Origin of the sequence: Streptomyces sp. NPDC012935, assembly GCF_042900345.1 — a bacterium.
Classification (GTDB): Bacteria; Actinomycetota; Actinomycetes; order Streptomycetales; family Streptomycetaceae; genus Streptomyces.
In genome coordinates this window covers 43,615-69,272 of record NZ_JBIBBC010000005.1, presented here as the reverse complement: position 1 = coordinate 69,272, position 25,658 = coordinate 43,615, and the positions used below count along the sequence as shown (strand labels likewise).

General features: G+C 71.9%; 24 protein-coding genes and 1 riboswitch. Of the genes, 12 read left to right on the top strand and 12 right to left on the bottom strand.

All coding sequences use genetic code 11. The annotated features are described in order from the left end of the window. Nucleotides 1–38: 38 nt before the first annotated feature. The 10 genes from cobI to ACFY5C_RS14430 form a co-directional block, all read right to left on the bottom strand. Nucleotides 39–785, bottom strand: coding sequence for a precorrin-2 C(20)-methyltransferase (gene cobI, locus ACFY5C_RS14475; RefSeq protein WP_389444258.1), 747 nt, complete (start codon nt 783–785; stop codon nt 39–41). Beyond that, the gene (locus ACFY5C_RS14470) at nt 770–2,260 is read right to left on the bottom strand and encodes a cobyrinate a,c-diamide synthase (RefSeq protein WP_389444256.1); all 1,491 of its coding nucleotides are present in this window, start codon (nt 2,258–2,260) and stop codon (nt 770–772) included. The genes cobI and ACFY5C_RS14470 overlap by 16 nt, the downstream gene beginning before the upstream one ends. Further along, nucleotides 2,260–2,859: a cob(I)yrinic acid a,c-diamide adenosyltransferase gene (gene cobO, locus ACFY5C_RS14465; protein WP_389444254.1), complete on the bottom strand. Its 600-nt coding sequence runs from the start codon at nt 2,857–2,859 to the stop codon at nt 2,260–2,262. Before cobO ends, ACFY5C_RS14470 begins: the two co-directional genes overlap by 1 nt. Beyond that, nucleotides 2,859–4,859, bottom strand: coding sequence for a putative cobaltochelatase (locus ACFY5C_RS14460; RefSeq protein ID WP_389444252.1), 2,001 nt, complete (start codon nt 4,857–4,859; stop codon nt 2,859–2,861). The genes cobO and ACFY5C_RS14460 overlap by 1 nt, the downstream gene beginning before the upstream one ends. Further along, the gene (cobN, locus tag ACFY5C_RS14455) at nt 4,856–8,512 is read right to left on the bottom strand and encodes a cobaltochelatase subunit CobN (protein ID WP_389444250.1); all 3,657 of its coding nucleotides are present in this window, start codon (nt 8,510–8,512) and stop codon (nt 4,856–4,858) included. The genes ACFY5C_RS14460 and cobN overlap by 4 nt, the downstream gene beginning before the upstream one ends. Beyond that, nucleotides 8,509–10,059 carry a cobyric acid synthase gene (locus ACFY5C_RS14450; RefSeq protein WP_389444248.1) on the bottom strand — a complete coding sequence of 517 codons (1,551 nt, stop codon included), beginning with the start codon at nt 10,057–10,059 and terminating at the stop codon, nt 8,509–8,511. The genes cobN and ACFY5C_RS14450 overlap by 4 nt, the downstream gene beginning before the upstream one ends. Next, nucleotides 10,056–10,997 carry a cobalamin biosynthesis protein gene (locus ACFY5C_RS14445; protein WP_389444246.1) on the bottom strand — a complete coding sequence of 314 codons (942 nt, stop codon included), beginning with the start codon at nt 10,995–10,997 and terminating at the stop codon, nt 10,056–10,058. Before ACFY5C_RS14445 ends, ACFY5C_RS14450 begins: the two co-directional genes overlap by 4 nt. A 100-nt stretch (nt 10,998–11,097) precedes the next feature. After that, a riboswitch (cobalamin riboswitch) is annotated at nt 11,098–11,240 on the bottom strand. 115 nt (nt 11,241–11,355) lie between these two features. Continuing rightward, nucleotides 11,356–11,577: a hypothetical protein gene (locus ACFY5C_RS14440; RefSeq protein ID WP_389444244.1), complete on the bottom strand. Its 222-nt coding sequence runs from the start codon at nt 11,575–11,577 to the stop codon at nt 11,356–11,358. Nucleotides 11,578–11,629: 52 nt separating this feature from the next. Then, nucleotides 11,630–12,862 (bottom strand): anion permease, encoded by a 1,233-nt coding sequence (locus tag ACFY5C_RS14435; protein WP_389444242.1) that lies wholly within the window; start codon nt 12,860–12,862, stop codon nt 11,630–11,632. A 164-nt stretch (nt 12,863–13,026) separates the two neighbouring features. Beyond that, on the bottom strand, nt 13,027–13,776 hold the full coding sequence (locus ACFY5C_RS14430; RefSeq protein WP_389444240.1) for a lysozyme: 750 nt from the start codon (nt 13,774–13,776) through the stop codon (nt 13,027–13,029). 208 nt (nt 13,777–13,984) lie between these two features. On the opposite strand from ACFY5C_RS14430, the gene ACFY5C_RS14425 reads away from it, so the two are divergent. From ACFY5C_RS14425 to ACFY5C_RS14415, 3 genes are all read left to right on the top strand, one after another. Continuing rightward, complete coding sequence (locus tag ACFY5C_RS14425) at nt 13,985–14,716, top strand: class II aldolase/adducin family protein (protein WP_389444238.1); 732 nt, start codon at nt 13,985–13,987, stop codon at nt 14,714–14,716. Nucleotides 14,717–15,011: 295 nt separating this feature from the next. Then, nucleotides 15,012–16,139 (top strand): alpha/beta hydrolase, encoded by a 1,128-nt coding sequence (locus tag ACFY5C_RS14420; RefSeq protein ID WP_389444236.1) that lies wholly within the window; start codon nt 15,012–15,014, stop codon nt 16,137–16,139. A gap of 182 nt (nt 16,140–16,321) precedes the next feature. Next, nucleotides 16,322–17,740 (top strand): hypothetical protein, encoded by a 1,419-nt coding sequence (locus tag ACFY5C_RS14415; protein ID WP_389444234.1) that lies wholly within the window; start codon nt 16,322–16,324, stop codon nt 17,738–17,740. 13 nt (nt 17,741–17,753) lie between these two features. Here ACFY5C_RS14415 and ACFY5C_RS14410 read toward each other — a convergent pair whose 3' ends face one another. After that, a complete protein-coding gene (locus ACFY5C_RS14410) occupies nt 17,754–18,167 on the bottom strand; it encodes a VOC family protein (protein ID WP_389444232.1) in 414 nt (137 codons plus the stop codon). Nucleotides 18,168–18,444: 277 nt separating this feature from the next. Between ACFY5C_RS14410 and ACFY5C_RS14405 the strand changes: the two genes are divergently transcribed. The 4 genes from ACFY5C_RS14405 to ACFY5C_RS14390 all read left to right on the top strand — a co-directional run bounded on the left by ACFY5C_RS14405 (nt 18,445) and on the right by ACFY5C_RS14390 (nt 22,443). After that, entirely contained in the window at nt 18,445–19,263 is an 819-nt protein-coding gene (locus tag ACFY5C_RS14405) for a hypothetical protein (RefSeq protein WP_389444230.1), read from the top strand. Nucleotides 19,264–19,354: 91 nt separating this feature from the next. Further along, nucleotides 19,355–20,953, top strand: coding sequence for an ABC-F family ATP-binding cassette domain-containing protein (locus ACFY5C_RS14400; RefSeq protein ID WP_389444228.1), 1,599 nt, complete (start codon nt 19,355–19,357; stop codon nt 20,951–20,953). Nucleotides 20,954–21,288: 335 nt separating this feature from the next. Then, a complete protein-coding gene (locus tag ACFY5C_RS14395; RefSeq protein ID WP_328428641.1) occupies nt 21,289–21,507 on the top strand; it encodes a helix-turn-helix domain-containing protein in 219 nt (72 codons plus the stop codon). Between the two features lie 132 nt (nt 21,508–21,639). Continuing rightward, nucleotides 21,640–22,443, top strand: a complete 804-nt coding sequence (locus ACFY5C_RS14390) for an enoyl-CoA hydratase/isomerase family protein (protein WP_389444226.1) — start codon at nt 21,640–21,642, stop codon at nt 22,441–22,443. Between the two features lie 41 nt (nt 22,444–22,484). Here ACFY5C_RS14390 and ACFY5C_RS14385 read toward each other — a convergent pair whose 3' ends face one another. Next, nucleotides 22,485–23,207 carry a nucleopolyhedrovirus P10 family protein gene (locus ACFY5C_RS14385; protein ID WP_389444225.1) on the bottom strand — a complete coding sequence of 241 codons (723 nt, stop codon included), beginning with the start codon at nt 23,205–23,207 and terminating at the stop codon, nt 22,485–22,487. An 87-nt stretch (nt 23,208–23,294) separates the two neighbouring features. Between ACFY5C_RS14385 and ACFY5C_RS14380 the strand changes: the two genes are divergently transcribed. Genes ACFY5C_RS14380 through amaP form a run of 5 tightly spaced genes read left to right on the top strand, consistent with a single transcriptional unit; the run spans nt 23,295 to nt 25,657 of the window. Continuing rightward, complete coding sequence (locus tag ACFY5C_RS14380; protein ID WP_389444224.1) at nt 23,295–23,771, top strand: Asp23/Gls24 family envelope stress response protein; 477 nt, start codon at nt 23,295–23,297, stop codon at nt 23,769–23,771. Between the two features lie 59 nt (nt 23,772–23,830). Further along, nucleotides 23,831–24,016, top strand: coding sequence for a hypothetical protein (locus ACFY5C_RS14375; protein ID WP_062709653.1), 186 nt, complete (start codon nt 23,831–23,833; stop codon nt 24,014–24,016). Continuing rightward, the gene (locus ACFY5C_RS14370) at nt 24,013–24,396 is read left to right on the top strand and encodes an Asp23/Gls24 family envelope stress response protein (RefSeq protein WP_389444222.1); all 384 of its coding nucleotides are present in this window, start codon (nt 24,013–24,015) and stop codon (nt 24,394–24,396) included. Before ACFY5C_RS14375 ends, ACFY5C_RS14370 begins: the two co-directional genes overlap by 4 nt. Then, nucleotides 24,393–25,073, top strand: coding sequence for a DUF6286 domain-containing protein (locus tag ACFY5C_RS14365; RefSeq protein WP_389444221.1), 681 nt, complete (start codon nt 24,393–24,395; stop codon nt 25,071–25,073). Before ACFY5C_RS14370 ends, ACFY5C_RS14365 begins: the two co-directional genes overlap by 4 nt. Next, entirely contained in the window at nt 25,070–25,657 is a 588-nt protein-coding gene (gene amaP / locus ACFY5C_RS14360) for an alkaline shock response membrane anchor protein AmaP (protein WP_389444219.1), read from the top strand. The genes ACFY5C_RS14365 and amaP overlap by 4 nt, the downstream gene beginning before the upstream one ends. Nucleotide 25,658: the final 1 nt, after the last annotated feature.

Below are 25,658 nucleotides of genomic sequence, written 5' to 3'. Positions count from 1 at the left end.
GGTCGGCGGGGGTTGGTGTGCGGGGCGTGGGACCGGCGTCAGAGCTTGCCGCCCCGCCCGCCGTCGCGCCGGGCGGGCGCGATGAGAGTCGAGAGATAGGGCAGGGGAGAGCCGTCGAGGTCGGCGGCCGGCTGGATCGACTCCTCCGTGAGTCCCAGCGCCGACCCCCACACCGCGTCCTCGATCCGCCCGGTCTCCCGCAGCGCCTCGGCGACCTCACCCGCCTGCCGCCCGAACTTGTAGGCGACGACGGTCCCGGGCCCGCTGAGAGCCTCCTTGAGCACCGTCGCCCCCGCGGTCACGGGCACGAGCGTCAGCGGCTCGGTCCCCTCGGTGAGCACCGCGCCCGACCTCGCGGCGAGGTCCTGCATGGCGGTGATGCCGGGGACGGTCTCGATGACGGTGCCGGGCACCGCCTCGCCGATGGTCTGCGCGAGATACGTGAACGTGGAGTACACGTTGGGATCGCCGATGGTGGCGAAGGCGACGGCGCCATGCTGCTCGAGCAGCTCGGCGACACGCTCACCCGCCCCGTCCCAGGCGGCCTCGCGCCGAGCACGGTCGGTCCGCTCGTTGAGCGCGAACACGACTCGCACGACCTTGTCCTCGGGCACGTAGTGCAGCACGGTGGCCTCGGCCCGTCCCCGTTCCCCGGTGTCCATCACGGGCACGACGACCACGTCCGCCTCGCGCAGAGCGTTGACGCCCTTGACGGTCACCAGCTCCGGATCGCCGGGACCGACCCCGACTCCGATCAACCTGCTGCTGCTCATGACGTCCGGCACCTCTCCACGAACCGACGGGCGACACCGGGCTGTGCTGCCCAGTGCGTGTGCAGATAACTCGCGTGCACGCCCTGCTGTACGAAACCTTCGACCCGCCGCAGCGGGGCCCTGACCCCCCAGGCGGGAGCCGTCCCCGAGCCGGGCTCGACGACGGTCCGATGAAACTCGTGCGCCCGCATCCGCGTCCCCGCCGCCGCCAGGACACTGTCACTCACGGCGACCGCGTCCCGGTACCCCAGCGTCAGCCGCTCGCTCATCCGCGCGCTCACGTCGAGCACCCCGCACATGGGCTGTCCGTCGAGTTCCCGGCTCAGATAGAGCAGCCCCGCACACTCGGCCGCCACCGGAGCACCGCCCTGCGCGAGGGCGGCAACGGCCTTGCGCAGCGGCTCGTTGGCGGACAGCTCAGCGGCGTACACCTCGGGGAACCCGCCGCCGATGACCAGGCCCCGGGCGCCTTCGGGCAGTTGCTCGTCCCGCAGGGGATCGAAGGGCACGACCTCGGCACCGGCGGCGGCGAGCAGTTCGGCATGCTCGGCGTAGGAGAAGGTGAACGCGGACCCTCCGGCAACTGCGACGACCGGCTTTTCCGGAGCCCCGGAGCCGGCAGCAGTTCTCGGCGCCGGCCCAGGAATTTCAGCCCGTCCGGCGTTTGAGGACGAGGCCCTTGGGCCGACAGGGGGGTCTGGGGGCGCAGCCCCCGGGTTCGGGACGGGAAGGGGCGGCAGGGGCGAGGAAGCAAGAACCTCAGCCGCATCCCAAGCCGCACCGGGCACCACCCCCGCACCCCGAGCCAGCCCGTGCAACGCGTCCAGATCGCACCCCGCCGCAACCTGCGCGGCCATCGCCGCAACAGCCTCCACGGCCTCCCCGTGCCGCTCGGCAACCGGCACCAGCCCCAGATGCCGCGACGGCGTATCCACCTGAGCCACCCGCCGCAGCACCCCCAGCACGGGCACCCCGGCCGACTCCAATGCCTCCCGCAGCAACACCTCATGCCGGTCCGAAGCGACCTTGTTCAGAATCACGCCCCCGACCCGCACCTGCGGATCCCAGGACGCGAACCCGTGCACCAGCGCCGCCACGGACCGCGACTGCGACGACGCGTCGACGACGAGCACCACCGGCGCCCGCAGCAACTTCGCCACCTGCGCGGTGGACGCCAGTTCCCCCTCCCCGGCGGCCCCGTCGTACAGCCCCATCACGCCCTCGACGACGGCGATGTCACACCCACGCGCCCCATGCAGGAACAACGGCCCGACCAACTCCGGCCCGCACAGATACGCGTCCAGATTCCGCCCCACCCGCCCGGTCGCGAGCGTGTGATACCCCGGATCTATGTAGTCCGGCCCGACCTTGTGCGGGGACACGGCAAGCCCTCGCGCGGCGAACGCGGCCATCAACCCCGTGGCAACGGTGGTCTTGCCGCTGCCGGAAGCCGGCGCGGCGATGACCAGTCGAGGGACGGAAGGCATCACCACTCGATGCCTCTCTGGCCCTTCTGGCCGGCGTCCATCGGGTGCTTGACCTTCGACATGTCGGTCACGAGATCGGCGAAGTCGACGAGCTTCTCCGGCGCGTTGCGCCCGGTGATCACGACATGCTGGGTCCCGGGCCGATCGCGCAGCACGTCGACGACCTCATCGGTGTCGATCCACCCCCAGTGCATCGGGTACGCGAACTCGTCCAGCACATACAGCTGATACGTCTCGGCGGCCAGGTCCCGCTTGACCTGCTCCCAGCCCTCCCGGGCCTTCTCCTCGTTGTCCATCTGGGCGTCCCGCTGCACCCAGGACCACCCTTCGCCCATCTTGTGCCAGTCCACGGTCCCGCCCTGCCCGGACGCCCCCAGCACCCGCAGCGCGTTCTCCTCGCCGACCTTCCACTTGGCCGACTTGACGAACTGGAACACCCCGATGGGCCACCCCTGGTTCCAGGCGCGCAGAGCGAGCCCGAAGGCAGCGGTCGACTTGCCCTTGCCGATCCCCGTGTGCACGACCACCAGAGGCCGATTACGGCGCTGACGAGTCGTCAGTCCGTCGTCCGGCACGACACTCGGCTGTCCCTGCGGCATTACGCGGCCCTCCTCTGTACGTCCTTGACCAGCCCGGCGATGGACTCCGCCCGCAGCTCGTCCAGCGTCACGGCCGTACCGCCGAGCTCACCCGCCAGCTGCCCCGCAAGCCCCAGCCGCACCGGCCCCGACTCACAGTCGACGACCACGGACGCGACACCCTCGGCCGCGAACAGCCGGGCCGCCCGTCCCGCGAGCGCGACCGGATCGGGACCGCCCGTGGCCCGCCCGTCGGTCACCACGACCACCAGCGCCCGCCGGGCCGGATCCCGCAGCCGCTCCACCCGCAGCACCTCGTGCGCCTTCAGCAGCCCGGCCGCGAGCGGCGTACGCCCGCCGGTCGGCAACGACTCGAGCCGAGCCGCGGCGGCGTCCACCGACGACGTGGGCGGCAGCGCGACATCGCCCGCCGTGCCCCGGAACGTCACCAGCCCCACCTTGTCCCGCCGCTGATACGCGTCCAGCAGCAGCGACAGAACGGCACCCTTCACGGCACTCATCCGCTGCCGGGCCGCCATCGACCCGGAGGCGTCCACGACGAACAGCACGAGATTGCCCTCGCGCCCTTCCCGAACGGCCTGCCGCAGATCGTCCCGCCGCACGACGAGACCGCGCCCGGCCCGCCCCCGCGCCCGCTGATGCGGCGCCGCCGCCTGCACGGTGGCCGCCAGGTGCAGCTTGGTGAGCGCCCCTCGGGGCCGTCGCGCGCCGGTCGTGCGCCCATGTTCGGTCCGCGCCCGCGAACGCCGCCCGGCGGCACCCTCACCGATGCCCGGCACGCTCAGCACCTTCGTCCGGAAGGGCTCCGACGCCCGCGCGGGAGTCTGCTCCCCGGCCCCGGAAGCCTGCGGCTCCCCGTCCTCACCGGCCTCGGGCCGCGCGCCCGAGTCCGCGCCCTGCGGCCCGTCGGACTCCGACGGCGGCTGCCCGCCACCCCCGCCCGGCCCGTCGGGGTCGGGATCCTCGTCGCTCTCGTCGCTCCCGTCGTCACCGGAGAACTCCTCCAGCGTCTCGTCGAGCTTGTCCTCGTCCAGCCCCGGCGCGTCGAAGGGGTTGCGGCGCCGACGGTGCGGCAGCGCCAGCAGCGCCGCCTGCCGGACGTCCTCGGCCAGCACATCGGTGCGCCCGGCCCACGCGGCCAGCGCGGTGGCCGTACGGGCCATCACGATGTCCGCCCGCATGCCGTCCACCTCGAAGGCCGCGCAGGTCGCCGCGATCTGCCGCAGCGCCCCGTCGCCGAGCCGCACCGAGGGCAGCAACTCCCGTGCCGCGACGATGCGTTGACGCACAGCGGCCTCGTCGTCCGCCCACCGCGCGGCGAAGGCGCCCGGATCGTCGTCGTACGCGAGCCGCCGCCGTACGACCTCCACCCGCTGCTCGGGCTCCCGCGAGGCGGCGACCTCGACGGTCAGGCCGAAACGGTCGAGCAACTGCGGCCGCAGTTCGCCCTCTTCGGGGTTCATGGTCCCGACGAGCAGGAAGCGTGCGGCATGCCGTACGGAGACACCCTCGCGTTCCACGTACGACGCACCCATCGCCGCCGCGTCCAGGAGCAGGTCGACGAGGTGGTCGTGGAGCAGGTTGACCTCGTCGACGTACAGGATGCCGCGGTGGGCGTCCGCGAGCAGCCCGGGCTCGAACGCCTTCACACCCTCGGCCAGGGCACGCTCGATGTCCAGCGCGCCGACCAGCCGGTCCTCGGAGGCGCCGACGGGGAGTTCGACCATGCGGGCTGGGCGCCGCGCGCCGGCGCCTGTCTCGTGCGGCCCGTCCGGGCACGCGGGGTCGGGGGCGCCCGGGTCGCAGGAGAAGCGGCACCCGGCGACCACCGGCACCTGCGGCATCAGCGCCGACAGCGCCCGTACCGCCGTCGACTTGGCGGTGCCCTTCTCGCCGCGCACCAGCACACCGCCGACCGCCGGGGACACGGCGTTCAGCAGCAGCGCGAGCCGCAGGTCGTCCTGGCCGACAACGGCCGTGAACGGAAACGGAGTTGTCACTGGTCGTCGCCCTCCAAGTCGCCTTCGAGCTCCAGGTACGTGGCGCGCAGCCGCTCCAGCGTCTCGGCGTCCGGCTCGGCCCACAGCCCGCGGTCGGCGGCCTCCAGCAGACGCTCGGTGACGCCGCGCAGCGCCCACGGGTTGGACTTCTTCATGAAGTCCCGGTTCTCCGGGTCGAAGACGTACTCGGCGCTGAGCTTCTCGTACATCCAGTCGTCGACCACGCCCGCCGTGGCGTCGTACCCGAAGAGGTAGTCCACGGTCGCCGCCATCTCGAAGGCGCCCTTGTAGCCGTGCCGGCGCATGGCCGCCATCCAGCGCGGGTTGACCACCCGGGCGCGGAACACGCGGTGCGTCTCCTCGCCCAGCGTCCGCGTCTTCACCTGGTCGGGCACGGCACTGTCGCCCACGTACGCCTCGGGGTTCGCGCCCGTCAGGTGCCGCACCATGGCGACCATGCCGCCGTGGTACTGGAAGTAGTCGTCGGCGTCGACGAGGTCGTGCTCGCGGGTGTCGACGTTCTTCGCGGCGACGGCGATCCGCTTGAACGCGGTCTCCATGTCGCCGCGCGCCGCCCGCCCGTCGAGCCCGCGCCCGTAGGCGTAGCCGCCCCAGACGGCGTACACCTCGGCGAGGTCGGCGTCGGAGCGCCAGTTGCGGGCGTCGATCAGCGGCAGCAGGCCGGCCCCGTAGGCGCCCGGCTTCGAGCCGAAGATACGGGCCGTCGCGCGCCGCCGGTCGCCGTGCTCGGCGGTGTCCTCGTCGGCGTGTGCGCGCACGTAGTTCCGGTCGGCGGGCTCGTCCAGCTCGGCGACCTTGCGGACCGCGTCGTCGATCAGCCCCACCACGTGCGGGAACGCGTCCCGGAAGAAGCCGGAGATACGCACCGTGACGTCGATGCGCGGCCGTCCGAGCTCCTCCAGGCCGATGACCTCGAAGCCGGTCACCCGGCGCGAGGCGTCGTCCCAGACCGGACGGCAGCCCAGCAGAGCGAGGATCTCGGCGATGTCGTCGCCCTGGGTGCGCATCGCGGACGTGCCCCAGACGGTCAGGCCGACCGACTTCGGGTACGCGCCGGTGTCCTGGAGGTACCGCGCGACCAGCGAGTCGGCGAGCGACTGCCCGACCTCCCAGCTCAGCCTGGACGGAATGGCCTTGGGGTCGACGGAGTAGAAGTTCCGTCCCGTCGGCAGCACGTTGACCAGCCCGCGCGTCGGCGAACCGGACGGACCCGCCGGGACGTAACCGCCGTCGAGCGCCTTGAGGATGTGGCCGATCTCGTCCGTCGTACGGGCCAGACGCGGCACGACCTCGTTGCAGGCGAACTCCAACACGGCGACGGCGTCGGGCAGTTCGGTGCCGAGGACGTCACGGATCAGCGTACGGCTCTCAGCGACCGCCCAGCCGCGCTCCTCCATCCCCTCAGCGATCCGCCGGCACAGCTGCTCCAGCAGGTCGATCGCGTCGGCAGCCGTACGCGAGGGGCCGTCGACCAGATCCGACAGCTCCACCGGCACCTTCAACGGCGCGCCCGGCTCGCTCAGCAGCTCCTTCTCGTCGAGCCCGAAGTGTGCGGCCAGCGAGGCCCGCAGGCCCGGCAGGGCATTGGCCTGCCCGCCCCAGACCTGCGAGGCGCGCAGCACGGCCAGCACGAGGTTGACCCGCGCTTCATCGACCGGGCCGCCGCCGAGGATGTGCAGCCCGTCGCGGATCTGCACGTCCTTGATCTCGCACAGATAGCCGTCGATGTGCATGACGAACTCGTCGAAGTCGTCGTCGTCCGGCTGGTCGTCGACGTGCAGGTCGTGATGCAGCTCGGCCGCCTTGACCAGCGTCCAGATCTGCGCGCGGACCACCGGGGCCTTCGTCGGGTCCAGGTCGGAGACGAGCGCGTACTCGTCGAGCAGCTGCTCCAGCTTGGCCAGGTCGCCGTAGGTGTCCGCGCGGGCCATCGGCGGCACGAGGTGGTCGACGACGGTGGCGTGCCCGCGCCGCTTGGCCTGGGTGCCCTCACCGGGGTCGTTGACGATGAACGGGTAGATCAGCGGCAGGTCCCCGAGGACCGCGTCCGGGGCGCACCCGCCGCTGAGCCCGAGCCCCTTGCCCGGCAGCCACTCCATCGTGCCGTGCTTGCCCATGTGCACGATCGCGTCGGCGCCGAAGCTGTTGTCCAGCCACCTGTACGCCGCCATGTAGTGGTGCGACGGCGGCATGTCGGGGTCGTGGTAGATCGCGATCGGGTTTTCGCCGAAGCCGCGCGGCGGCTGGATCATCACGACGACGTTCCCGAACTGCAGTGACGCGAGGACGATGTCGTCCCCGTCGACGTACAGCGACCCCGGCGGCTCGCCCCACGCCTGAAGCATGCCGTCCCTGAGCTCCGGGTCGAGCTTGTCGAACCACGCCTGGTAGTCGGCCAGCGGCACGCGCGCGGGCGCGGCGGCCAGCTGCTCCTCGGTGAGCCACTCGACGTCGTGGCCACCGGCGTTGATGAGCCGGTGGATCAGCTCGTCGCCGTTGTCCGGGTACTCGGTGAGGCCGTACCCGGCGTCCCTGAGCGCGTCCAGCACCCGCACCGCCGAGGCGGGCGTGTCGAGACCGACCGCGTTGCCGACACGCGAGTGCTTGGTCGGGTAGGCGGTGAAGACGAGCGCGAGCTTCTTGTCGCCGTTCGCCTTGTGCTTCAACTGGGCGTGCCGCACGGCGATCCCGGCGACGCGCCCGGCCCGCTCCGGGTCGGCGACATACACGGGCACGTCGTCCGGGCCCTGCTCCTTGAAGGAGAACGGCACGGTGACGAGCCGCCCGTCGAACTCCGGGATCGCGACCTGCATCGCCGCGTCCATGGGCGAGAGGGCGGCGTCGGACTCGTCCCACGCGGCCCGCGAAGAGGTGAGGCAAAGACCTTGCAGCACCGGCACGTTCAGCTCGGCGAGCCGGCCGATGTCCCACGCCTCCTCGTCGCCGCCCGCCGACGCCTGCGAGGCGTGCGTGCCGCCGGCCGCGAGGACGGTGGCGACCAGGGCGTCGGCCTTGCCGAGGATCTCGTACAGCTCCGCGTCCGCCCCGCGCAGCGAACCGCAGTACACGGGGAGGGCGTTGGCGCCCCGCGCCTCGATCGCGTCGCACAGGGTGTCCACGAAGGCGGTGTTGCCGCTCAGCTCATGGGCCCGGTAGAAGAGCACGCCGACGGTCGGACGGCCGGCGGCGAAGGCACGCTCGCCATGGACGCCGTACTCCGGCATCTTCTGCGGCTCGACGAACCCCTCGCCCGTCAGCAGCACGGTGTCGGAGAGGAACCGCGCGAGTTCGGTCAGGTTGGCCGGCCCGCCCTCGACGAGATACCTCAGCGCCTCGGCGACGACACCGGCCGGCACGGACGACTCGGCCATCAGCTCCGCGTCCGGGACGGCCTCGCCGCCGAGCAGCACGGTCGGGATGCCTGAGGCCTTCAGCGCGGCGAGCCCGTCCTCCCAGGCCCGCTTGCCGCCCAGCAGGCGAACGACGGCGATGTCCGCGCCCTCGACGAGCGCGGGCAGCTCCTCGGCGACGTCCACGCGGGTCGGATTGCCGATCCGGTACGAGGCACCGGCAGCGGCCCTTGCCGCCAACAGGTCCGTGTCGGCGGTCGACAACAACAACACAGTGCTCATGCGGGCGCTCCCGGTGGAATGAAGGGCAGTCCTTGCGGCGCGCCCGACTCGATGAGCCGCCAGAGCGCGTCCGTGTCAGCGTGCTGTTCGATCAGGTCGCCGAGCCGGTCGAGCTGCTCCTCGCGCAGCGCGGCGAACGACGTGTCGGGGGCCGGCACGAAGCGGCGGCCCGCGGCGGCGGCCACCTCGCGCAGGAAGGCCCGCCGGAAACCGTCCGACTCCAGCGAGCCGTGCCAGTGCGTGCCCCAGGTCTGGCCGACCCGGCAGCCGTCGAGGAAGGCTTCCCCGCCATGGATCTCGGCGACCCCGTGGTGGATCTCGTACCCCGCGACGTGCTCGCCGAGGGCTTCTCCCACCGGCCGGGTCAGGGTCTTCTCGCGGGCGAACCGCACCCGCACGGGCAACGCACCGAGCCCCTCGACATGACCCTGCCGGCTCTCGACCTCGTCCTCGATGTGCTCGCCGAGGACCTGGAAGCCGCCGCAGATGCCGAGGACGGGCCGTCCTTCGGCGACCCTGCGCTTCAGGGCCTGTGCGAGCCCCCGCTCCCGCAGCCACTCCAGCGCGCGAACCGTCCCCCGGGTCCCCGGAAGGATGACGAGATCCGCGTCCGCCAGCTCCTCCGGCCGGTCCACGAACCGCACCACGACACCGGGTTCGGCGGCCAGGGCGTCGATGTCGGTGAAGTTGGACATCAGCGGGACGGCACAGACGGCGACCCGCAGCACGTCCTCGCCGACGGGCGGGGCGACGTTCGACTCCCGCACGGTCCCGCGCAGGGACACCCGCAGTCCGTCCTCCTCGTCGATGCCGAGGCCGTGCTGGAAGGGGAGGACGCCGTAGGTGTGCCGTCCGGTGAGGCCCAGCAGCATGTCGAGCCCCGGCTCCAGGAGGCTGACGTCCCCGCGGAACTTGTTCACCAGGAACCCGGCGACGAGCGCCTGGTCCTCGGGCGAGAGCAGGGCGATCGTCCCGAAGAAGGAGGCGAACACGCCCCCGCGGTCGATGTCACCCACCACCAGCACGGGCAGCCCGGCATTGCGGGCGATACCCATGTTGACGATGTCGGTCCGCCGCAGATTGATCTCGGCCGGCGAGCCGGCCCCCTCACAGATCACCGCGTCATACGTGCCCCGCAACTCGGCGAGACAGTCGAGCACGGTCCCGAGCAGCTGCTCCTGCCGCCCGCCGTGCAGCCTCTTCCCGGGGGACGACTCCCCAGACCCCCCGAAGAAGCCGCGTGCGCTCAGCTCACCCACCGGCTTGCCCAGCAGCACGACCTGACTGCTCTGCTCCCCACCGGGCTTGAGCAGCACGGGATTCATCAGCGCGGTCGGCTCGACCCGGCAGGCCTGTGCCTGCATGGCCTGGGCCCGTCCGATCTCGGCGCCCTCACGCGTGACGAACGAGTTGAGGGACATGTTCTGCGCCTTGAACGGCGCGACCTTCACTCCCTGCCGCACCAGCCATCGGCAGATCCCGGCGGTGACGACGCTCTTGCCGGCGTCGGATGTGGTGCCGGCGACAAGGAGACCACCGCCCGTCATGAGGTACGTCCCTTCGCGATGCGGCGCGCGACGGCACAGACGCCGAGCGCCAGCCAGCCGACGCGCTTCGACAGCCGTACGGCCCGTTCGATGTCCTGCGTGCCCACGGCCCGCCCGTCCCCGTTCAGCACGGGCCGATGCTCGACGCGTCCGCCGTACGACAGCGTCCCGCCCAGCCGCACCCCGAGCGCCCCCGCGAACGAGGCCTCCACGGGCCCGGCGTTGGGGCTCGGATGCTTGGCGGCGTCGGCGCGCCACGCTCGTACCGCCCCACGGGGGTCACCCCCGGCGACGGCGGCGAGTACGGCGGTCAGCCGGGATCCCGGCCACCCCGCCAGGTCGTCGAGCCTGGCCGAAGCCCAGCCGTACCGCCGGTACTTGGGCGACTTGTGCCCCACCATGGCGTCGAGTGTGTTCACGGCCCGGAACCCGACCAGCCCGGGAACGCCTGCCACGGCGCCCCACACCAGGGCCCCCACCACCGCGTCGGAGGTGTTCTCGGCGACGGACTCCACGACGGCCCGCGCGATCCCGTCCGCGTCCAGCGCCTGCGGATCCCGCCCGCACAGATGCGGCAGCCGGGCACGTGCGCCCTCGATGTCCCCCGCTTCGAGCGCCTGCCCGATGACCCGGGCCTCCCGGGCGAGCGAAGTCCCCCCGACGACCGCCCAGGTGGCGGCGCCGGTCAGCGCGACGGCGGTGGCGGGGGACGTACGTACGAGACGAGCTGCGGTGGCGCCGAGGGCCACGGCGCCACCGGCGCACACGGCGGTGTGCACCGCACCCCATGCGCGGTGGTCACGCCACAACACCCGTTCCACGGCGGCGGCGGTCCGCCCGAACACGGCGACCGGGTGTCCCCGGCGAGGATCGCCGAGCAGCAGATCACCGAGAAGTCCGGCGGCGGCGCCGTACGCGAAGACGCGATCGGCACGCATCGGGGTCAGCCGAGCGTCGAGTCAGACGAGGGTCCGGTTCTGCATGTCGATCGGCAGGCGAGCATCGCGTTATGTCCTCACTCAGGGTGTCCACGCCCTGGTTCGACGAGACCGGCGGTGAGAGTTCCTGGCTCCCGGGGGTGTCTACCCCGGTGACAGTGGCGGGACCGCGCCGGATTCACACCGGCTTCCTCTCCTGCCGCCGCACATGGCTCCGGCAGTCCACCACGGGGTTGGAACGGCCGTCAACTTGCCGTTGACCTGCGAAGGGAGAGTGTGCGAAGGCCCACACAGCAGTGAGGTGCGGGACGGTGATCCGTCCCGCACCTCGGGTGTTTCAGGTGATGCGCGTCGTGCGTCAGGCCACGATCAGATAGATGCCGTACGCCACTGCCGCCGCGCATGCCGCGAAGCACGCGTACGCACCCGTGACCGCGAGAGAGGCCGAGTCGCCCTGGGCCGCGGCCCGTTCGCGCCGGGACAGGCCTGCGATGCCGAGGGTGAACAGGCCCACCAGGGCCACGGTGACCACGAGGCTGACGCCGAAGACGGAGCCGAGTGCCGCCCAGTCGATCTTCATGCTTCTGCTTTCCTGAGTGTGTGAGGGGGAGTGACTGGAGTGACCGGGTGCGTCAGACCGTGGCCTTCGAAGGCTCCGGCTCCGAGGACTGGGCCGGGATGGTGGCCGTGAGTTCCTCGGTCGCCATGCCCGCGGGCGGCGGGGTCACGGCGGCCATGGCCGTGGTCACCACGCCGGCCGGCTCGTCGGACTCGTTGACGTTGGTGTGGTCGATGACCTCACGGCGGGAGATCTTCCAGATCGCGGCGCTGGAGGCGACCAGGAACACCGCGACGACGGCGGTGCCCCAGGCGCCGAAGCCCGTCACGTACTCGGCGATCGCGCCGACCAGCGCGGCGGCCGGGAGGGTCAGGCCCCAGGCGACGAACATGCGGGTCGCCGTCGACCAGCGGACCACACCGCCCTTGCGGCCGAGGCCCGCGCCCATCACCGCGCCGGAGACGGAGTGCGTGGTGGACAGGGAGAAGCCGAGGTGGGAGGAGGCCAGGATGACGGTGGCCGCGCTGGTCTGGGCGGCGAAGCCCTGCTGCGGCTGAAGGTCGGTCAGGCCCTTGCCCATGGTGCGGATGATGCGCCAGCCGCCGAGGTAGGTGCCGAGCGCGATGGCCAGGCCCGCGGAGAGGATGACCCACATGGGCGGGTCGGAGTCGGGGGCGAGGGTGCCGCCGGCGACCAGGGCGAGGGTGATGATGCCCATGGTCTTCTGCGCGTCGTTGGTGCCGTGGGCCAGGGAGACCAGGCCGGCCGAGGCGATCTGGCCGGCGCGGTAGCCCTTCTTGGCGGACTCGCCGTCGGCCTTCTTGCCGAGCGAGTAGGTCAGGCGGGTGGCCAGCAGCGCCGCGATGCCCGCGACCAGCGGGGCGGCGATCGCCGGGATCAGCACCTTGGTGACGAGCGCGTCGCCGTGGACCGCGCCGACGCCGGCCGAGGCGATGGTGGCGCCGATCAGACCGCCCATCAGCGCGTGCGAGGAGCTGGAGGGCAGGCCCACCAGCCAGGTCAGCAGGTTCCAGAGGATCGCGCCGACCAGCGCGGCGAAGATGACCTCGGGACGGATGCCGGTCTCGTCGACGAGACCTTTGGAGATCGTGTTGGCGACCTCCACGGAGAGGAAGGCGCCGACAAGGTTCAGCGCGGCGGACATGGCCACCGCGACCTTGGGCTTGAGCGCACCGGTCGAGATGGTGGTGGCCATCGCGTTGGCGGTGTCGTGGAAACCGTTCGTGAAATCGAACGCGAGTGCGGTTACCACCACAATCGCGAGGATCAGCGAGAAGTTTTCCATTTACCCAGGCAATCGTTCGAGGTCATTGGCCGGACGAACGTAAGTAACCTGAGTGAACGGAAGATGAACTGGGGTGAGCCGCACGGTGTCCGCGGGAGGGGGTTAATCGTCCGGTGGGCGAGGCCCCCGTCCCTCGGCCGTCGCGCGGCCCAGGCGCCGCAAGGTCAGTAGCCTCGGGCGAACTTCCTCAGCTGGGTCATGGACCCGTTGAAGAGATTCTGGTCACCCGGCAGGCTTCCGCTGCCGTTGTCGTACTGCCAGATGGTCCAGAACCGCCATCCGGCCGGCAGCGCCCCCGCGCTGGAGGAGTTGTAGCGCGCTATCCACAGCGCGTGATTCGAGGCGAAGGCGCGGCTGCCGCCGGTGCAGTTGTTCCACCAGTGCGTGGTGGTGTAGATCACCGGGCGACGGCCGGTCAGCCGCTTGACCTCGTTGCTGAAGGACTGGATCCAGCTGACCATCTTCGCCTTGCTCAGCCCGTAGCACTTGTGCCTGCTGTAGGGGTTGTACTCGATGTCGAGAGCGGGTGGCAGGGTCCAGCCGTCGGACCGCCAGTCGCCGCCGTTGCGCACGAAGTACGCGGCCTGCGTCCTGCCCGGCGACTTGTTCGGCAGCGCGAAGTGGTACGCGCCGCGTATCAGGCCCGCGTTGCGGGAGCCGTTGTACTGCTGGCCGAAGTAGGGGTTGCGGTAGGTGTGGGACTCGGTCGCCTTGACGTAGACGAACTTGGCGCCCTTGCTCTTCGCGCTCTGCCAGTTGACGTTCTTCTGGTGGGAAGAGACGTCATGGCCCTTGGGCTTGCCGGCCGCCGCGGCCGGTATCTCGGCGAGTGCGGTCCCGCCGAGCGTGAGCGCTGCGACGGATATCGCCAGAAGGCGGGAGCGGTGACGGGACGGTTTGCGATCACGGGCCATATTTCCCCCCGGAATGGCGGCGTGCACGACAAATCAGCCAGAGGCTACGGGAAGATCGTTGAATCCTGATCGATCCCAGGCCAAGGTGGGGGGTGGAGGGTTATGTCCAGGTATGTGCCCTGCCGGACGCCGGTCCTCCTCCCCTAAAGTGCCCCGGCCCGGCGGTGACTTGGTGCCGTGCCGCGGCCACGCCTGGCAGGATCGCCGCATGGCTGAGGAGCGGCGGGACCAGCGGGGCGCGCGGGACACGCGGGAGGGCGCACAGGAAGTGGGGGAGTCGTGGGGCCGCAGTGCGCGCCCCGAGGAGGCGGAGGCCTGGGAGGCCCTCGTGGCGACGGCCCGCCGGACCGTCTCCGACGGCCTGGTCGTCGGCACGTCCGGGAACGTCTCCGTGCGGGTCGACGACACCGTGCTGGTCACACCGTCGGGGGTGCCGTACGACCGCCTGGCGCCGGAGGATGTGACCGGGGTCGACCTGGACGGCAGGCAGGTGCTGGGCGCGCTGGTGCCGACGAGCGAGCTGCCCATGCATCTCGCCGTCTACCGGGCCACGGACGCCGGCGCCGTCGTCCACACCCACGCGGTCCACGCGACGGCCGTCTCGACCCTGGTGCCCGAGCTCCCGCTGATCCACTACATGGCCGCCGCCCTCGGCGGCCCCGTCCGAGTTGCCCCCTATGCGACGTACGGCACCCAGGAGTTGGCCGAGAACATGCTCCAGGCCCTCACCGACCGCACCGCCTGCCTCCTCCAGAACCACGGCACGATGGCCTACGGCACGACCCTGCACCAGGCCTACGACCGCACGGCCCAGCTGGAGTGGATGTCCCGCCTGTGGCTCACGGCATCCTCGGTACCGGGCCTGTCCCCGTCGCTGCTGTCGGAGGGGCAGCTGGGGGAGGTGGCGGAGCGGTTGCGGGGGTACGGGCAGCGGGGGTGACGTGGGGCTGTGACTGTGGGGGTGGGTGCGGGTGCCCAGGGCCGCACTCCGACGCCGGTCCAGGTATTTCAGCCAGTCCGGCGTTTGAGGACGAGGCCCGCCAGGGCCGAAGCGGGGGTCTGGGGGCGGCAGCCCCCAGAGGGGCACGCGCCGGCACGACGCACCCCGCAAGCCCACGGCAGTGACCCCGCAAGCCCACGGCAGTGACCCCGCAAGCCCACGGCAGTGACCCCGCATAGCCCACGGCAGTGACGTCCCACTGGCCACCGCCCCCATCCGCCCGGACACTGGATGGGTGCGCACTGTCAAAGCGACGGCCGCTGCCGTCACCGTGGCTCTGGCCGCCGGCGCCGCAAGCGTCGCCGCCGGGCGGATCGCCAGTGGCGTCGCGCTGACGGCGCCCCCCGGCAGGCCCCTGCCCACTGAGCCCCGCCTCACCGTGCACGCCACGGCCGCCGGCCAGATCGCGCTCACCCGCGACCTCGCCTCCGTGCGCCCCGGCACCTACGGGCTCTCCGGCGACGGCTCGCACGCGGTCGTCGGCCCCGTCCTCGCCGCGGCGAAGCACTCCGCCGACACCGTCGTACGCCGCCTGGAGCGCGTCACCCACGGCACCTTGGAACCGGGCGACAAGGTCTGGCTCACCCCGAACGTGTACGTCGGCAACCCCAGCGCAGCCCTCGGTCTGGAGCACGCCGACGTCGACATCCCCGGCGAACTCGGCTCCCTGCCCGCCTGGTTCGTCCCCGGCGCGCGGGACACCTGGGTCATCGCGGTGCACGGCCTCGGCACCACCCGCGAACAGGCCATGAACGTCATGGAGTTCCTCAGCGGCCGCCATTTCCCGGTTCTCGCCCTCGCCTACCGGGGCGACCTCGGTGCGCCCCGCCCGCCGGACGGCCTGAACCACCTCGGCGAGACCGAGTGGCGCGACCTGGACGCCGCGATGCGCTACGCCGTGCGGTACGGCGCCAAGCAACTCGTCCTGCTCGGCTGGTCCACCGGCGCCACGATGGCGCTGCGCGCCGCCGAGCACTCCGGGCTCCGCGACCGTGTCTCGGGTCTCGTCCTGGACTCCCCGGTCCTGAGCTGGGAGGCCACCCTGCGCGCCCTCGCGTCGGCCCGCCACACCCCGAGCGCGCTGCTGCCGCTCGCGGTCCGCGCGGCACAGGGCCGCACCGGCCTGAACGCCGACCGCGCAGGCGGCAACGGCGACCGCGACCACCTCGCCGTGCCGACCCTGATCTTCCACGGACCGGACGACCGGGTGGCCCCCTGGAGCCTCTCCCGCCGGCTGGCCGACGCCCGCCCCGACCTGGTGGCCCTCCAGACCGTCGACCACGCACCCCACGCGGCCATGTGGAACGCCGACCCGGAGTTCTACGAGGAGTCCCTGCGCCGCTTCCTGACGCCGCTCATGTGATGCCGGTGCGACGCCCTCCGGCCCGCCCCTCCCAGACCGGTCCCGGGGATTCCGTTTAACCCCGTACCAGTGGCCTGTATTCGGCCCCTCGCCTCTCGCGGGACCCCGTGCGTTGGCCATCCCCGTCGCCCCTCGTGACATTCCGTTTGGGTTTTCGGACCGTCAACCGGAAGACTGCACCCGTGACGTCCCGTATCCCGCGCGACTCCAGGCTTCGACTCGTCCGCCCGCGACCCCTGGCCGCCGCACCACGAGCTGTGAACCAGCGGCGCCCCCGCCGCCCCGCACCCCGCCCCCCGGAGGGCACACCGGCCCGGGCGGAGCTGGCCAGAATGGCTCGCTCCGGTCTGGCCGCCGCGGCCCGCGTCGCCCACTGGGCAGACACCGCGCTGCGCCCCGGCCGCGACAGCGCCAGCCCCGACGGCAAGGGCACCCTCTCCGAGGCGACGGCCGAACGCGCGGCCCGCGACCTCGGCCTGACCGTGACTCAGGTCCGCAAAGACTGGGACACCGCCCGCCTGGCCGGACTCGTCGAGGTGCACGGCGACAGTGCCCGCCCCGGCTGGCGGCTGCGCGCCTGGGACCGCGACGACAGCGCCGTGCTGCGCGGCTGGGTCGCCCTCTTCGACGCCTGGTCGCTCGCCCACCCGGAACCCGAGCAGCACGAGCACGGAGCCGTGGCCGACGTCGTCTCGGCCCTGCCCCAGGTGCTCTCCTTCCTTCAGCTGTCCGCCGGGCCGGTCCCTGTGGAGCAGCTCCTGGACCTGCTGGAGCAGCGCGTCACCGAGCTGCGCACCGAGAGGTGCGAGATCCCCTACGGGCCCCAGCCCGTGCCGGTCGCCGACGCCGTGGCCACCGAAGCCACGGCCGCCGAGGACACGCCCCTCGCCCCGCTCCTCGACTGGGCCCTGCAGGCCCTCGCCTCCGTCGGCGCCCTCACCTACGGCGACGGCCAGGCCACGCTCACCCCGCTCGGCAGCTGGGCGGTATGGGTCAAGCTGGAGCAGATCTGCGTCGCCGCGCAGAGTCCCGCCGGGAACATCGAGCAGTCCGCCGAAGCCATGCTCCGCGGCTGCGCCCAGCTCCGCCCGAACGCCGCCCGCGACGAATACCGCGCCTGGCTCGCCGCCCGCCCGGTGGGCAGCGCCGTCGCCGAACTCCTCGGCGCCGCCCGCGGCGACGACGCCCTCCTGCGCGGCCTCGCCTTCGAGGCGCTGCGCGTCGTCGGCGCCCCCGCCGAGCCCGACGTGCGCGCCGTCCTCGACCAGCCGACCCTGCGCCCCTACGCCCTGCTGTGGCTGGCCGAGCACGACGGCATCGACCCCGAGGACGCCCACGAGGTGCTCACCCGGGACGAGGCCACCTGGCTGTGGGTCGACACCGCCGCCGCCGTCGCCGACCACGGCGAGGCCCCGATGCTGGTACGGCACCTGGAGTCCTCGGTGCAGCCGACCGTCCCCGCACTCCTCGACGAGGTGCGCGCCGTCGGTCACCCCCGCACCGTGCAGGTCCTCGTCGCACTCGCCGCCGCACACCCCGACCCCGCCCTCGCCAAGGCCGTACGCCGCGCCGCCTTCCAGGTGCACACCGGGGGGAGCTGAGCCGGGCGGGCGCTCAGCCCTTGATCTCGGGGGCGTAGGTGCCGAAGCTCCACACATTGCCCTCGATGTCCCGGGCCATGTAGTCCCGCGAGCCGTACTCCTGGTCCGTCGGGGGCATCAGGATCTCCGCGCCCTGCTCGACGGCCCGCCGGTGGTGTGCGTCGACGTCGTCCACGACGACGTACACCCCGGTCGTGCCTGCGTCCTTCATGACCTTGTCGAAGGCGCTGCCGGTGCCCTTGGAACCGAGCATCACGGCGCCGTTGCCCTGGGCCAGCTCTGCGTGCGCCACCGAGCCGTCCTCGCCCTCGTACACGGCCAGCGCCGTGAACCCGAAGGCCTCCGTGAGCTGCTTGATCGCCGCCTTCGCGTCCGCGTACAGCAGCGTGGGGTAGATGCTCGGACGCCCACCGCTGGTGCCTGCCATACCGATCACCCCTTCGTGATCCATAGCCGTGGTCCATCGTTGTCGACCGCCGGAAAGCCGACCGCTGCCCAGTCTTGCAGCGACCACTGACAACGGCCCGCGAACCGGAGCCGCCAAGCGGGGGACAGGCCCGAGAGCCCTCGTCGTGTCCTGACGGCAAGCCCCGCCACCGGCCCCGGCCGTGGCTACGCTCTGCGCCTGATCCGCGGCAGCGGGCTGCGGAACGGCTGGACGAGAGCCGGCCGACGAGACCGGGCTCTCGAGACAAGGGGGTGTGGTGGCCGCACAGCCGGTCGAGGCGGCCGGAGGCGGCGAAGAACCCCCGGCTCCCGGCGTCCCCGCGTCCAAGTCCGCCGCGGCCGCTCGCTCCCGCCCGTGGCCGGCGTTTCTCGCGCTCCTCCTCGTGCCCCCGCTCCTTGCGCTCGCCCACCACGCCCGCCCCACCCCCTACGGCGACCACCTCACCGTCCACGCGGCCGCCCACGCGCGTGTGCGCCCCGCCGCCACCCCACAGCAGCCGCAGCCGTCACCGACGCCCCTCCGCACGCGCGGAGCCGCTGTCGAGGCCCACCACCCCGTCACCGGTGCCCCACTGTGGCGCTACGCCCGGGAAGGCCGCCGCCCGCTCAGGTCGCTGCTCGCGCGCGGAGAGGCGATCACGCTCTGGGACGACGGCATGGTCACCGCCACCGAGGGCCGCTCGGTGCGCTGGCACCGCACCCTGCCCGCGGCCGGCGACTGGCTGCAGGCCCATGGCGGCACCGGTGTCCTGCGTGCCCTCGGCCGCGGCATGCTCGCCGTCGTCACGCCGCATCGCGTCGCCGCGTACCGCATCGCCGACGGCGACCTGCGCTGGGTGCTGCCCGCCCGCGAGGGCTGTGCCTTCGAGCCCGCACGTGCCGTACATCACGGCAAGACGCTCCTCCTCGCCCAGCCCTGCACCCGCGCGGCCTGGACCTCCCAGGTCATCGCCGTGGACGACCTGGGACGGATCACCCCGCACCGCCGACCCCTCGGCAACGAAGTCCGCGAGGAGGACGGCGAGCCCCGCCCCGAACACGTGAACCCAGAAAAAGTGGTTGCACGGCCCCGTTAGACTGGCCTCATGGCCATTCTCCTCGCGCATTAGACGGCGGGAACGTCCTCAGCCGCCCATCCCGCCACCAACCCCGCCCTGGAGTCTGTCCGTGATCTCCGCCTCCGGTATCGAGCTGCGCGCCGGTGCGCGCGTCCTCATCGAGTCCGCGACCTTCCGCGTCGCCAAGGGCGACCGCATCGGCCTCGTCGGCCGCAACGGCGCCGGCAAGACCACCCTCACCAAGTGCCTCGCCGGCGAGGGCATCCCCGCCGGCGGCACCATCACCCGCTCCGGCGAGGTCGGCTACCTCCCGCAGGACCCCCGCACCGGCGACCTCGACGTCCTCGCCCGCGACCGCATCCTCTCCGCGCGCGGTCTGGACGTCCTGATCCGCAAGATGCGCGACAACGAACAGCGCATCGCCAACGGCCAGGGCACCACCCGCGAGAAGGCCCTCAGGCAGTACGAGCGCCAGGAGACGGAGTTCCTCACCAAGGGCGGGTACTCCGCCGAGGCCGAGGCCGCCACCATCGCCGCCGCGCTGAACCTGCCCGACCGGGTGCTCGGCCAGCCGCTGCATACCCTCTCCGGCGGTCAGCGCCGGCGTATCGAGCTCGCCCGCATCCTGTTCTCCGACGCGGACACCCTGTTGCTCGACGAGCCGACGAACCACCTCGACGCCGACTCGATCACCTGGCTGCGCGACTATCTGAAGACGTATCGCGGCGGCTTCATCGTGATCTCCCACGACGTCGACCTGGTCGACACGGTCGTCAACAAGGTGTTCTACCTGGACGCCAACCGCGCCCAGATCGACATCTACAACATGGGCTGGAAGCTCTACCAGCAGCAGCGCGAGGCCGACGAGAAGCGCCGCAAGCGCGAGCGGCAGAACGCCGAGAAGAAGGCTGCCGCGCTGCACTCGCAGGCCGACAAGATGCGGGCCAAGGCGACCAAGACGGTCGCCGCGCAGAACATGGCCAAGCGGGCCGACAAGCTCCTCGCCGGCCTCGAAGCGGTACGCATGCAGGACAAGGTCGCCAAGCTCCGCTTCCCCGAGCCCGCGCCCTGCGGCAAGACCCCGCTGACCGCGGAGGGACTGTCGAAGTCTTACGGCTCCCTGGAGATCTTCACTGACGTCGACCTGGCCATCGACAAGGGGTCGAGGGTCGTCATCCTCGGCCTCAACGGCGCAGGAAAGACAACCCTGTTGAGGCTTCTCGCCGGTGTCGAGCAGCCGGACACCGGTGCCGTCATCCCCGGCCACGGCCTCAAGGTCGGCTACTACGCCCAGGAGCACGAGACCCTGGACGCCGACCGCACCGTCCTGGAGAACATGCGCTCCGCCGCCCCCGACATGGACCTCGTCGAGGTCCGCAAGGTGCTCGGCTCGTTCCTGTTCTCCGGAGACGACGTCGACAAGCCCGCCAGCGTCCTCTCCGGCGGCGAGAAGACCCGCCTCGCCCTCGCCACCCTCGTGGTGTCGTCGGCGAACGTCCTGCTCCTCGACGAGCCCACGAACAACCTCGACCCGGCCAGCCGCGAGGAGATCCTCGGCGCGCTGCGCACCTACAAGGGCGCGGTCGTGCTCGTCACCCACGACGAGGGCGCCGTCGAGGCGCTCCAGCCGGAGCGGATCATCCTGCTGCCCGACGGCGTCGAGGACCTGTGGGGTGCCGATTACGCGGATCTCGTCGCCCTCGCTTGATCGAATGCGTGATCAACGGCGTATGGATCATTCGGCCTATCGGTGATCCATCATCTGTGTGAGATCTCCTCGTACCGAGGTGTGTACTACATCGATTTCGCGGCCGAGTCCTTTATCGACAAGGGCTCGGCCGTCTCACGACGCTGACCTGGGGGTTCGTAAAAGAACCCGTTCGGCCGTACGGACAACATCCTGCGGAATCACAGATTCCGCATGTGGGGATGCGCTCCTGTCGTCACAACCATGTCTCACGGACCTTGCCGAATGGGTGGCCATGAAGGCCCGGAGGGGTGATCATGAGGAGACCAGAGCGCACTTCCCATGAGGAGGCACGGGTGGCCGAGACTCTGAAGAAGGGCAGCCGGGTAACCGGCGCCGCGCGCGACAAGCTCGCGGCAGACCTGAAGAAGAAGTACGACTCCGGTGCGAGCATTCGGGCACTGGCCGAGGAAACCGGCCGCTCGTATGGCTTCGTACACCGGATGCTCAGCGAGTCGGGCGTCACGCTTCGTGGGCGTGGCGGCGCGACGCGAGGCAAAAAGGCGACCGGCTGACACCGGGCGGCCCATCGGCTTCGATGGTGGCCACCCGGTCGGTCGACTGATCGGCCGGGTGGTTACTGTGCAGTCACTTAGGGGGTGCTCTTCCGGGCACCCCATGATGACCGCACTCATCGGAGGCGCCCCATGGCTTCGCCCGACCAGGACCTCGCTCCCCTGCTCGACAAGAACGGCGTACGGCTCACCGTCGACGGCGCGATCGCCACGGTGACGCTGTCGAACCCGGCCAAGCGCAATGCGCAGAGCCCCGCCATGTGGCGGACGCTCGCCGAGGCCGGGCGGGCCGTGCCGGGCAGCGTGCGGGTCGTCGTGCTGCGCGGTGAGGGCCAGTCCTTCTCCGCCGGACTCGACCGGCAGATGTTCACGCCCGACGGGATCGAGGGCGAGCCCTCGTTCATCGACCTCGCGCGTAGCAGCGACGGTGAACTCGACGCTGCCATCGCCGAGTTCCAGGAGGGCTTCACCTGGTGGCGGCGTAACGACGTCGTGTCCATCGCCGCCGTACAGGGGCATGCCATCGGGGCGGGCTTCCAGCTCGCGCTCGCCTGTGACGTGCGCGTCGTCGCGGACGACGTGCAGTTCGCCATGCGTGAGACCAGCCTCGGGCTGGTGCCTGACCTGACGGGTACGCACCCACTGGTCGGGCTGGTCGGATACGGCCGTGCGCTGGAGATCTGCGTGACGGGTCGCTTCGTGCTGGCCGAAGAGGCCGTCAGCAGCGGGCTGGCCAACCTCGCCGTGCCCGCGGACCAACTCGACGACGCCGTACGGGATCTGGCGGCGGCGATCGTCGCCGCGCCGCGGGACGCCGTGATCGAGACCAAGGCGCTGCTTCGTGGTGCCGTGGACCGTACGTACGACGAGCAGCGCGGTGCCGAGCGGGCCGCGCAGGCGCGCCGGCTTCGGGATCTGGCCGGGCTCGGCGAATAAGCCGTGCCCTGATCAATCACCCGCTGGACACAACGCGCTGATCAACCGACCGCTGTGATCAGCACGGCTACCGTCGGGCGATCCGCCAGGGACTCTCCCACCCACTCGCGGACCTCCCGGGCCACCTCCACCGCCCGGCGGTCCGCGCGCACGGCAATCTCCACACGCACGTGCCGGCGCGGCAGGGCGGCCTCGTCCTGCCGCGCCTCGATGTGCACCGCACGGTTCAACCCGCCGAGGGCGCCCGTCAGTTGGCTCACCCCTGGGACGGCCAGGGCCGCTGCGGCCACGCGCTCCTCGTCGGGGTTTGCGGGCTCCGCGGCCCGCGTCGGCTCGGGCCGGTGCACGGGTGCGGGTTCGGCGTCCTCGTCGAGCAGGGCCGTCACGCGCAGATCCACCTCGGTCACCGTCAGGCCGAGATCTTCCGCGGCCGCGCCGGCCAGCAGGCCGCGCAGCCGGTCCGCCGTCGTGGGCAGCGCCTCGGCCGCCGTCGCCGCGAAGTCCGCCGTCACCCGCAAGGGGCCCGGTGGCAGGGCGCTCGGCGGTGGCGGTACGGCTGCCTCCTGCGCGTCCTCCGGGTCGGTGAGCCCGATCCGGAGCGCGCCCAGCCGTACCTCGCGCATGTCCTCGGCCGCCCGCCGCAGCACCGCCTCGGCCGCCTTCTCGGAGATCCACGCGCCGTCGCGCGCGCCGCCGAGGGGCAGCAGCCTGCCGAGCCCCAGCCGCTCCCGTACCGCCTGTGTCCACCCGTCCGCCGTAGTCATTCCTCCAGCCTGCCGCATCCGTGGCGCGCTATCGCGTAACCGTGCTTACCGTGGTCAGGGAACCACAATCGAAAAGGACGATCGGCCATGACTGACACCACGCAGAACCGCGGGACGGAGGCTGAGGCCGCCACCCCACGCAGGACCCAGGTGACCAAGCGCGGTGGGGGAGACCCCGGCGCCAGGGGTCGGACGACGATCGCGGACGGCGTCGTGGAGAAGATCGCCGGGATGGCCGCACGCGATGTGGACGGCGTGCATGCCATGGGCAGCGGGCTGTCACGGACTTTCGGCGCCGTGCGCGACCGGGTGCCGGGCGGGACGACGAAGTCGGTGACCCGTGGCGTGAAGGCCGAGGTCGGCGAGGTACAGGCCGCCCTCGACCTGGAGATCGTCGTCGAGTACGGCGTGTCGATCGCCGACGTGGCGCGGGACGTCCGCGAGAACGTGATCAACGCCGTCGAGCGGATGACCGGTCTCGAGGTGGTCGAAGTCAACATCGCGGTGAGCGATGTGAAGCTTCCGGAGGAAGAGGAAGAGGAAGAGGAACGCCGGATCCAGTGATGCGCCGACCACCGGACAACCAGTGGCCGGGGAGTGGCTGAGGAGCTGAGGAGCGCAGCATGAGCATGGCCGTGGTCGGCATGATCGCCGGCATGGCACTGGGCTTCGCCGGATACTTCGGCGGATTCGGCGCCTTCCTGCTGGTGGCGGCACTGGGCGCCGTCGGCTTCGTCGTCGGGCGGTTCCTTGAGGGGGAGTACGAGCTCGGTGACTTCTTCCGGCGTCGTGACGAACGGCGGCGGTGACGCCGGTGAGCACGGGGGCCGGTGACGTCGGCAGACCCCTTCCCACCGTCCCTCCGGGCGAACGCGGGGCGACCCGGATCGCCGACCGGGTCGTCGCGAAGGTCGCCTCACAGGCTGCCCGCGAGGCCGTGGGGGCCCTCGCCAAGGACGCCGCCCGGCCGCATGCCAACGTCGTCGTGCACCACGACACCGCGCGGGTCCTCGTCCATCTCGAACTCGACTACCCCACGGACATCGGCTCCCGGTGCGCGACCGTGCGTCGGCACGTCGCCGAGCGGGTAGGCGCGTTGGTGGGCATGGAGGTGCCGGAGGTCGCCGTGCACGTGGAGCGGCTGCACCCGGCGCCCCGACCGGGCGCGGCACAGGGGAGGACGCGATGAGCGAGTCCCAGGAGTCCGAGGGCACCACGCAGAGACTGCCGGTCATCGAGAAGGAGGCCGGACCCGCCACCCTCGACCAGTCGGCCTCGGCGGCGGACTACGACCCCCCGCCCCCCGTCGACGCGAAGGGCCGCGGTGAACGCCGCTTCTGGTCGGCGCGCCGGATCCCGGCCGCGATCACGGCGCTCGTGCTCCTGTTCGCCGCGGGCATGTTCCTCTACGACATCGCCTCCGTGCGCGCCGACCGGCCCGTGATGCGCTGGCGTCGGGAACTGGCCCAGCAACTCGCCGAGCGTCCACTCGACGACATCTGGGTGCTCGTCGGCGCGGGCGTCGCCGCCGTCCTCGGCCTCTGGCTGCTCGTCCTGGCAACCACGCCCGGCCTGCGGTCCGTACTGCCGATGCGGCGCACCCACCCCGACGTACGCGCCGGACTCCACCGCGACCTCGCCGCCCTCGTGCTCCGCGACCGGGCCATGGAGGTCTCCGGGGTCCAGTCGGTCCGGGTACGGGTGCGCAGGTCCCGGGCCGACGTCCGCGCCCTGGCGCACTTCCGTGAACTGGACGACGTACGCGCCGACCTGGACGCCACGCTCGCCGACGCGATCAGGGGCCTGGGACTGAACCGCCCGCCGTCGCTGTCGGTGAAGGTGCAGCGGCCGGGACGGAAGGGGTGAGGGCCGTGCTCAGGGTGGTCAACCGGGTGCTGATCGGCCTCGTCGGGCTGGTGCTGCTCGTGATCGGCGGGTCCGTACTGGCCGTCGGGCTCGGGCTGGATCCCCCCTCCTGGTGGATCCATGACAGCCGGCACGACGTCCTGCTCAGCGACGCCGAGCGCACGCGCTGGCGGGACGACGGCTGGTGGTGGCCGACCGTGATCGCGGTGCTGGCCGTCCTGGTGCTGCTCGCCCTGTGGTGGCTGACCTCGGTCCTGCGCCGGCACCGCCTCGCCGAAATCCTGGTCGACACCGGCGACGGCGAGGGCGCACTGCTGCGGGGCCGGGCCCTGGAGAGCGTCCTGGCGGGCGAGGCGACGGAGCTGGAGGGCGTCCAGCGGGCCCGCGTCCACCTGACGGGCAGGCGCACCACCCCCGAGACCCGGGTGCGCCTCCGGCTGGAACCGCACGTGGATCCCGGGACCGCCTTGAACGACCTCACCACCCAGGCGCTGGGCCACGCCCGCAATTCGGCGGGCCTCGCGTCATTGCCGGCGGAGGTCCGCCTGCGGGGCGTCAAGCACGGTGCGGAGAGGGTGAGTTAGA

Coding starts and splice junctions, on each gene's coding strand:
- ACFY5C_RS14470 (WP_389444256.1), bottom strand. CDS start 2,260: ATGCCTTCCGTCCCTCGACTGGTCATCGCCGCGCCGGCTTCCGGCAGC.
- cobO (WP_389444254.1), bottom strand. CDS start 2,859: ATGCCGCAGGGACAGCCGAGTGTCGTGCCGGACGACGGACTGACGACT.
- cobN (WP_389444250.1), bottom strand. CDS start 8,512: ATGAGCACTGTGTTGTTGTTGTCGACCGCCGACACGGACCTGTTGGCG.
- ACFY5C_RS14450 (WP_389444248.1), bottom strand. CDS start 10,059: ATGACGGGCGGTGGTCTCCTTGTCGCCGGCACCACATCCGACGCCGGC.
- ACFY5C_RS14445 (WP_389444246.1), bottom strand. CDS start 10,997: ATGCGTGCCGATCGCGTCTTCGCGTACGGCGCCGCCGCCGGACTTCTC.
- ACFY5C_RS14440 (WP_389444244.1), bottom strand. CDS start 11,577: ATGAAGATCGACTGGGCGGCACTCGGCTCCGTCTTCGGCGTCAGCCTC.
- ACFY5C_RS14435 (WP_389444242.1), bottom strand. CDS start 12,862: ATGGAAAACTTCTCGCTGATCCTCGCGATTGTGGTGGTAACCGCACTC.
- ACFY5C_RS14430 (WP_389444240.1), bottom strand. CDS start 13,776: ATGGCCCGTGATCGCAAACCGTCCCGTCACCGCTCCCGCCTTCTGGCG.
- ACFY5C_RS14425 (WP_389444238.1), top strand. CDS start 13,985: ATGGCTGAGGAGCGGCGGGACCAGCGGGGCGCGCGGGACACGCGGGAG.
- ACFY5C_RS14410 (WP_389444232.1), bottom strand. CDS start 18,167: ATGGCAGGCACCAGCGGTGGGCGTCCGAGCATCTACCCCACGCTGCTG.
- ACFY5C_RS14390 (WP_389444226.1), top strand. CDS start 21,640: ATGGCTTCGCCCGACCAGGACCTCGCTCCCCTGCTCGACAAGAACGGC.
- ACFY5C_RS14385 (WP_389444225.1), bottom strand. CDS start 23,207: ATGACTACGGCGGACGGGTGGACACAGGCGGTACGGGAGCGGCTGGGG.
- ACFY5C_RS14380 (WP_389444224.1), top strand. CDS start 23,295: ATGACTGACACCACGCAGAACCGCGGGACGGAGGCTGAGGCCGCCACC.
- ACFY5C_RS14375 (WP_062709653.1), top strand. CDS start 23,831: ATGAGCATGGCCGTGGTCGGCATGATCGCCGGCATGGCACTGGGCTTC.
- ACFY5C_RS14365 (WP_389444221.1), top strand. CDS start 24,393: ATGAGCGAGTCCCAGGAGTCCGAGGGCACCACGCAGAGACTGCCGGTC.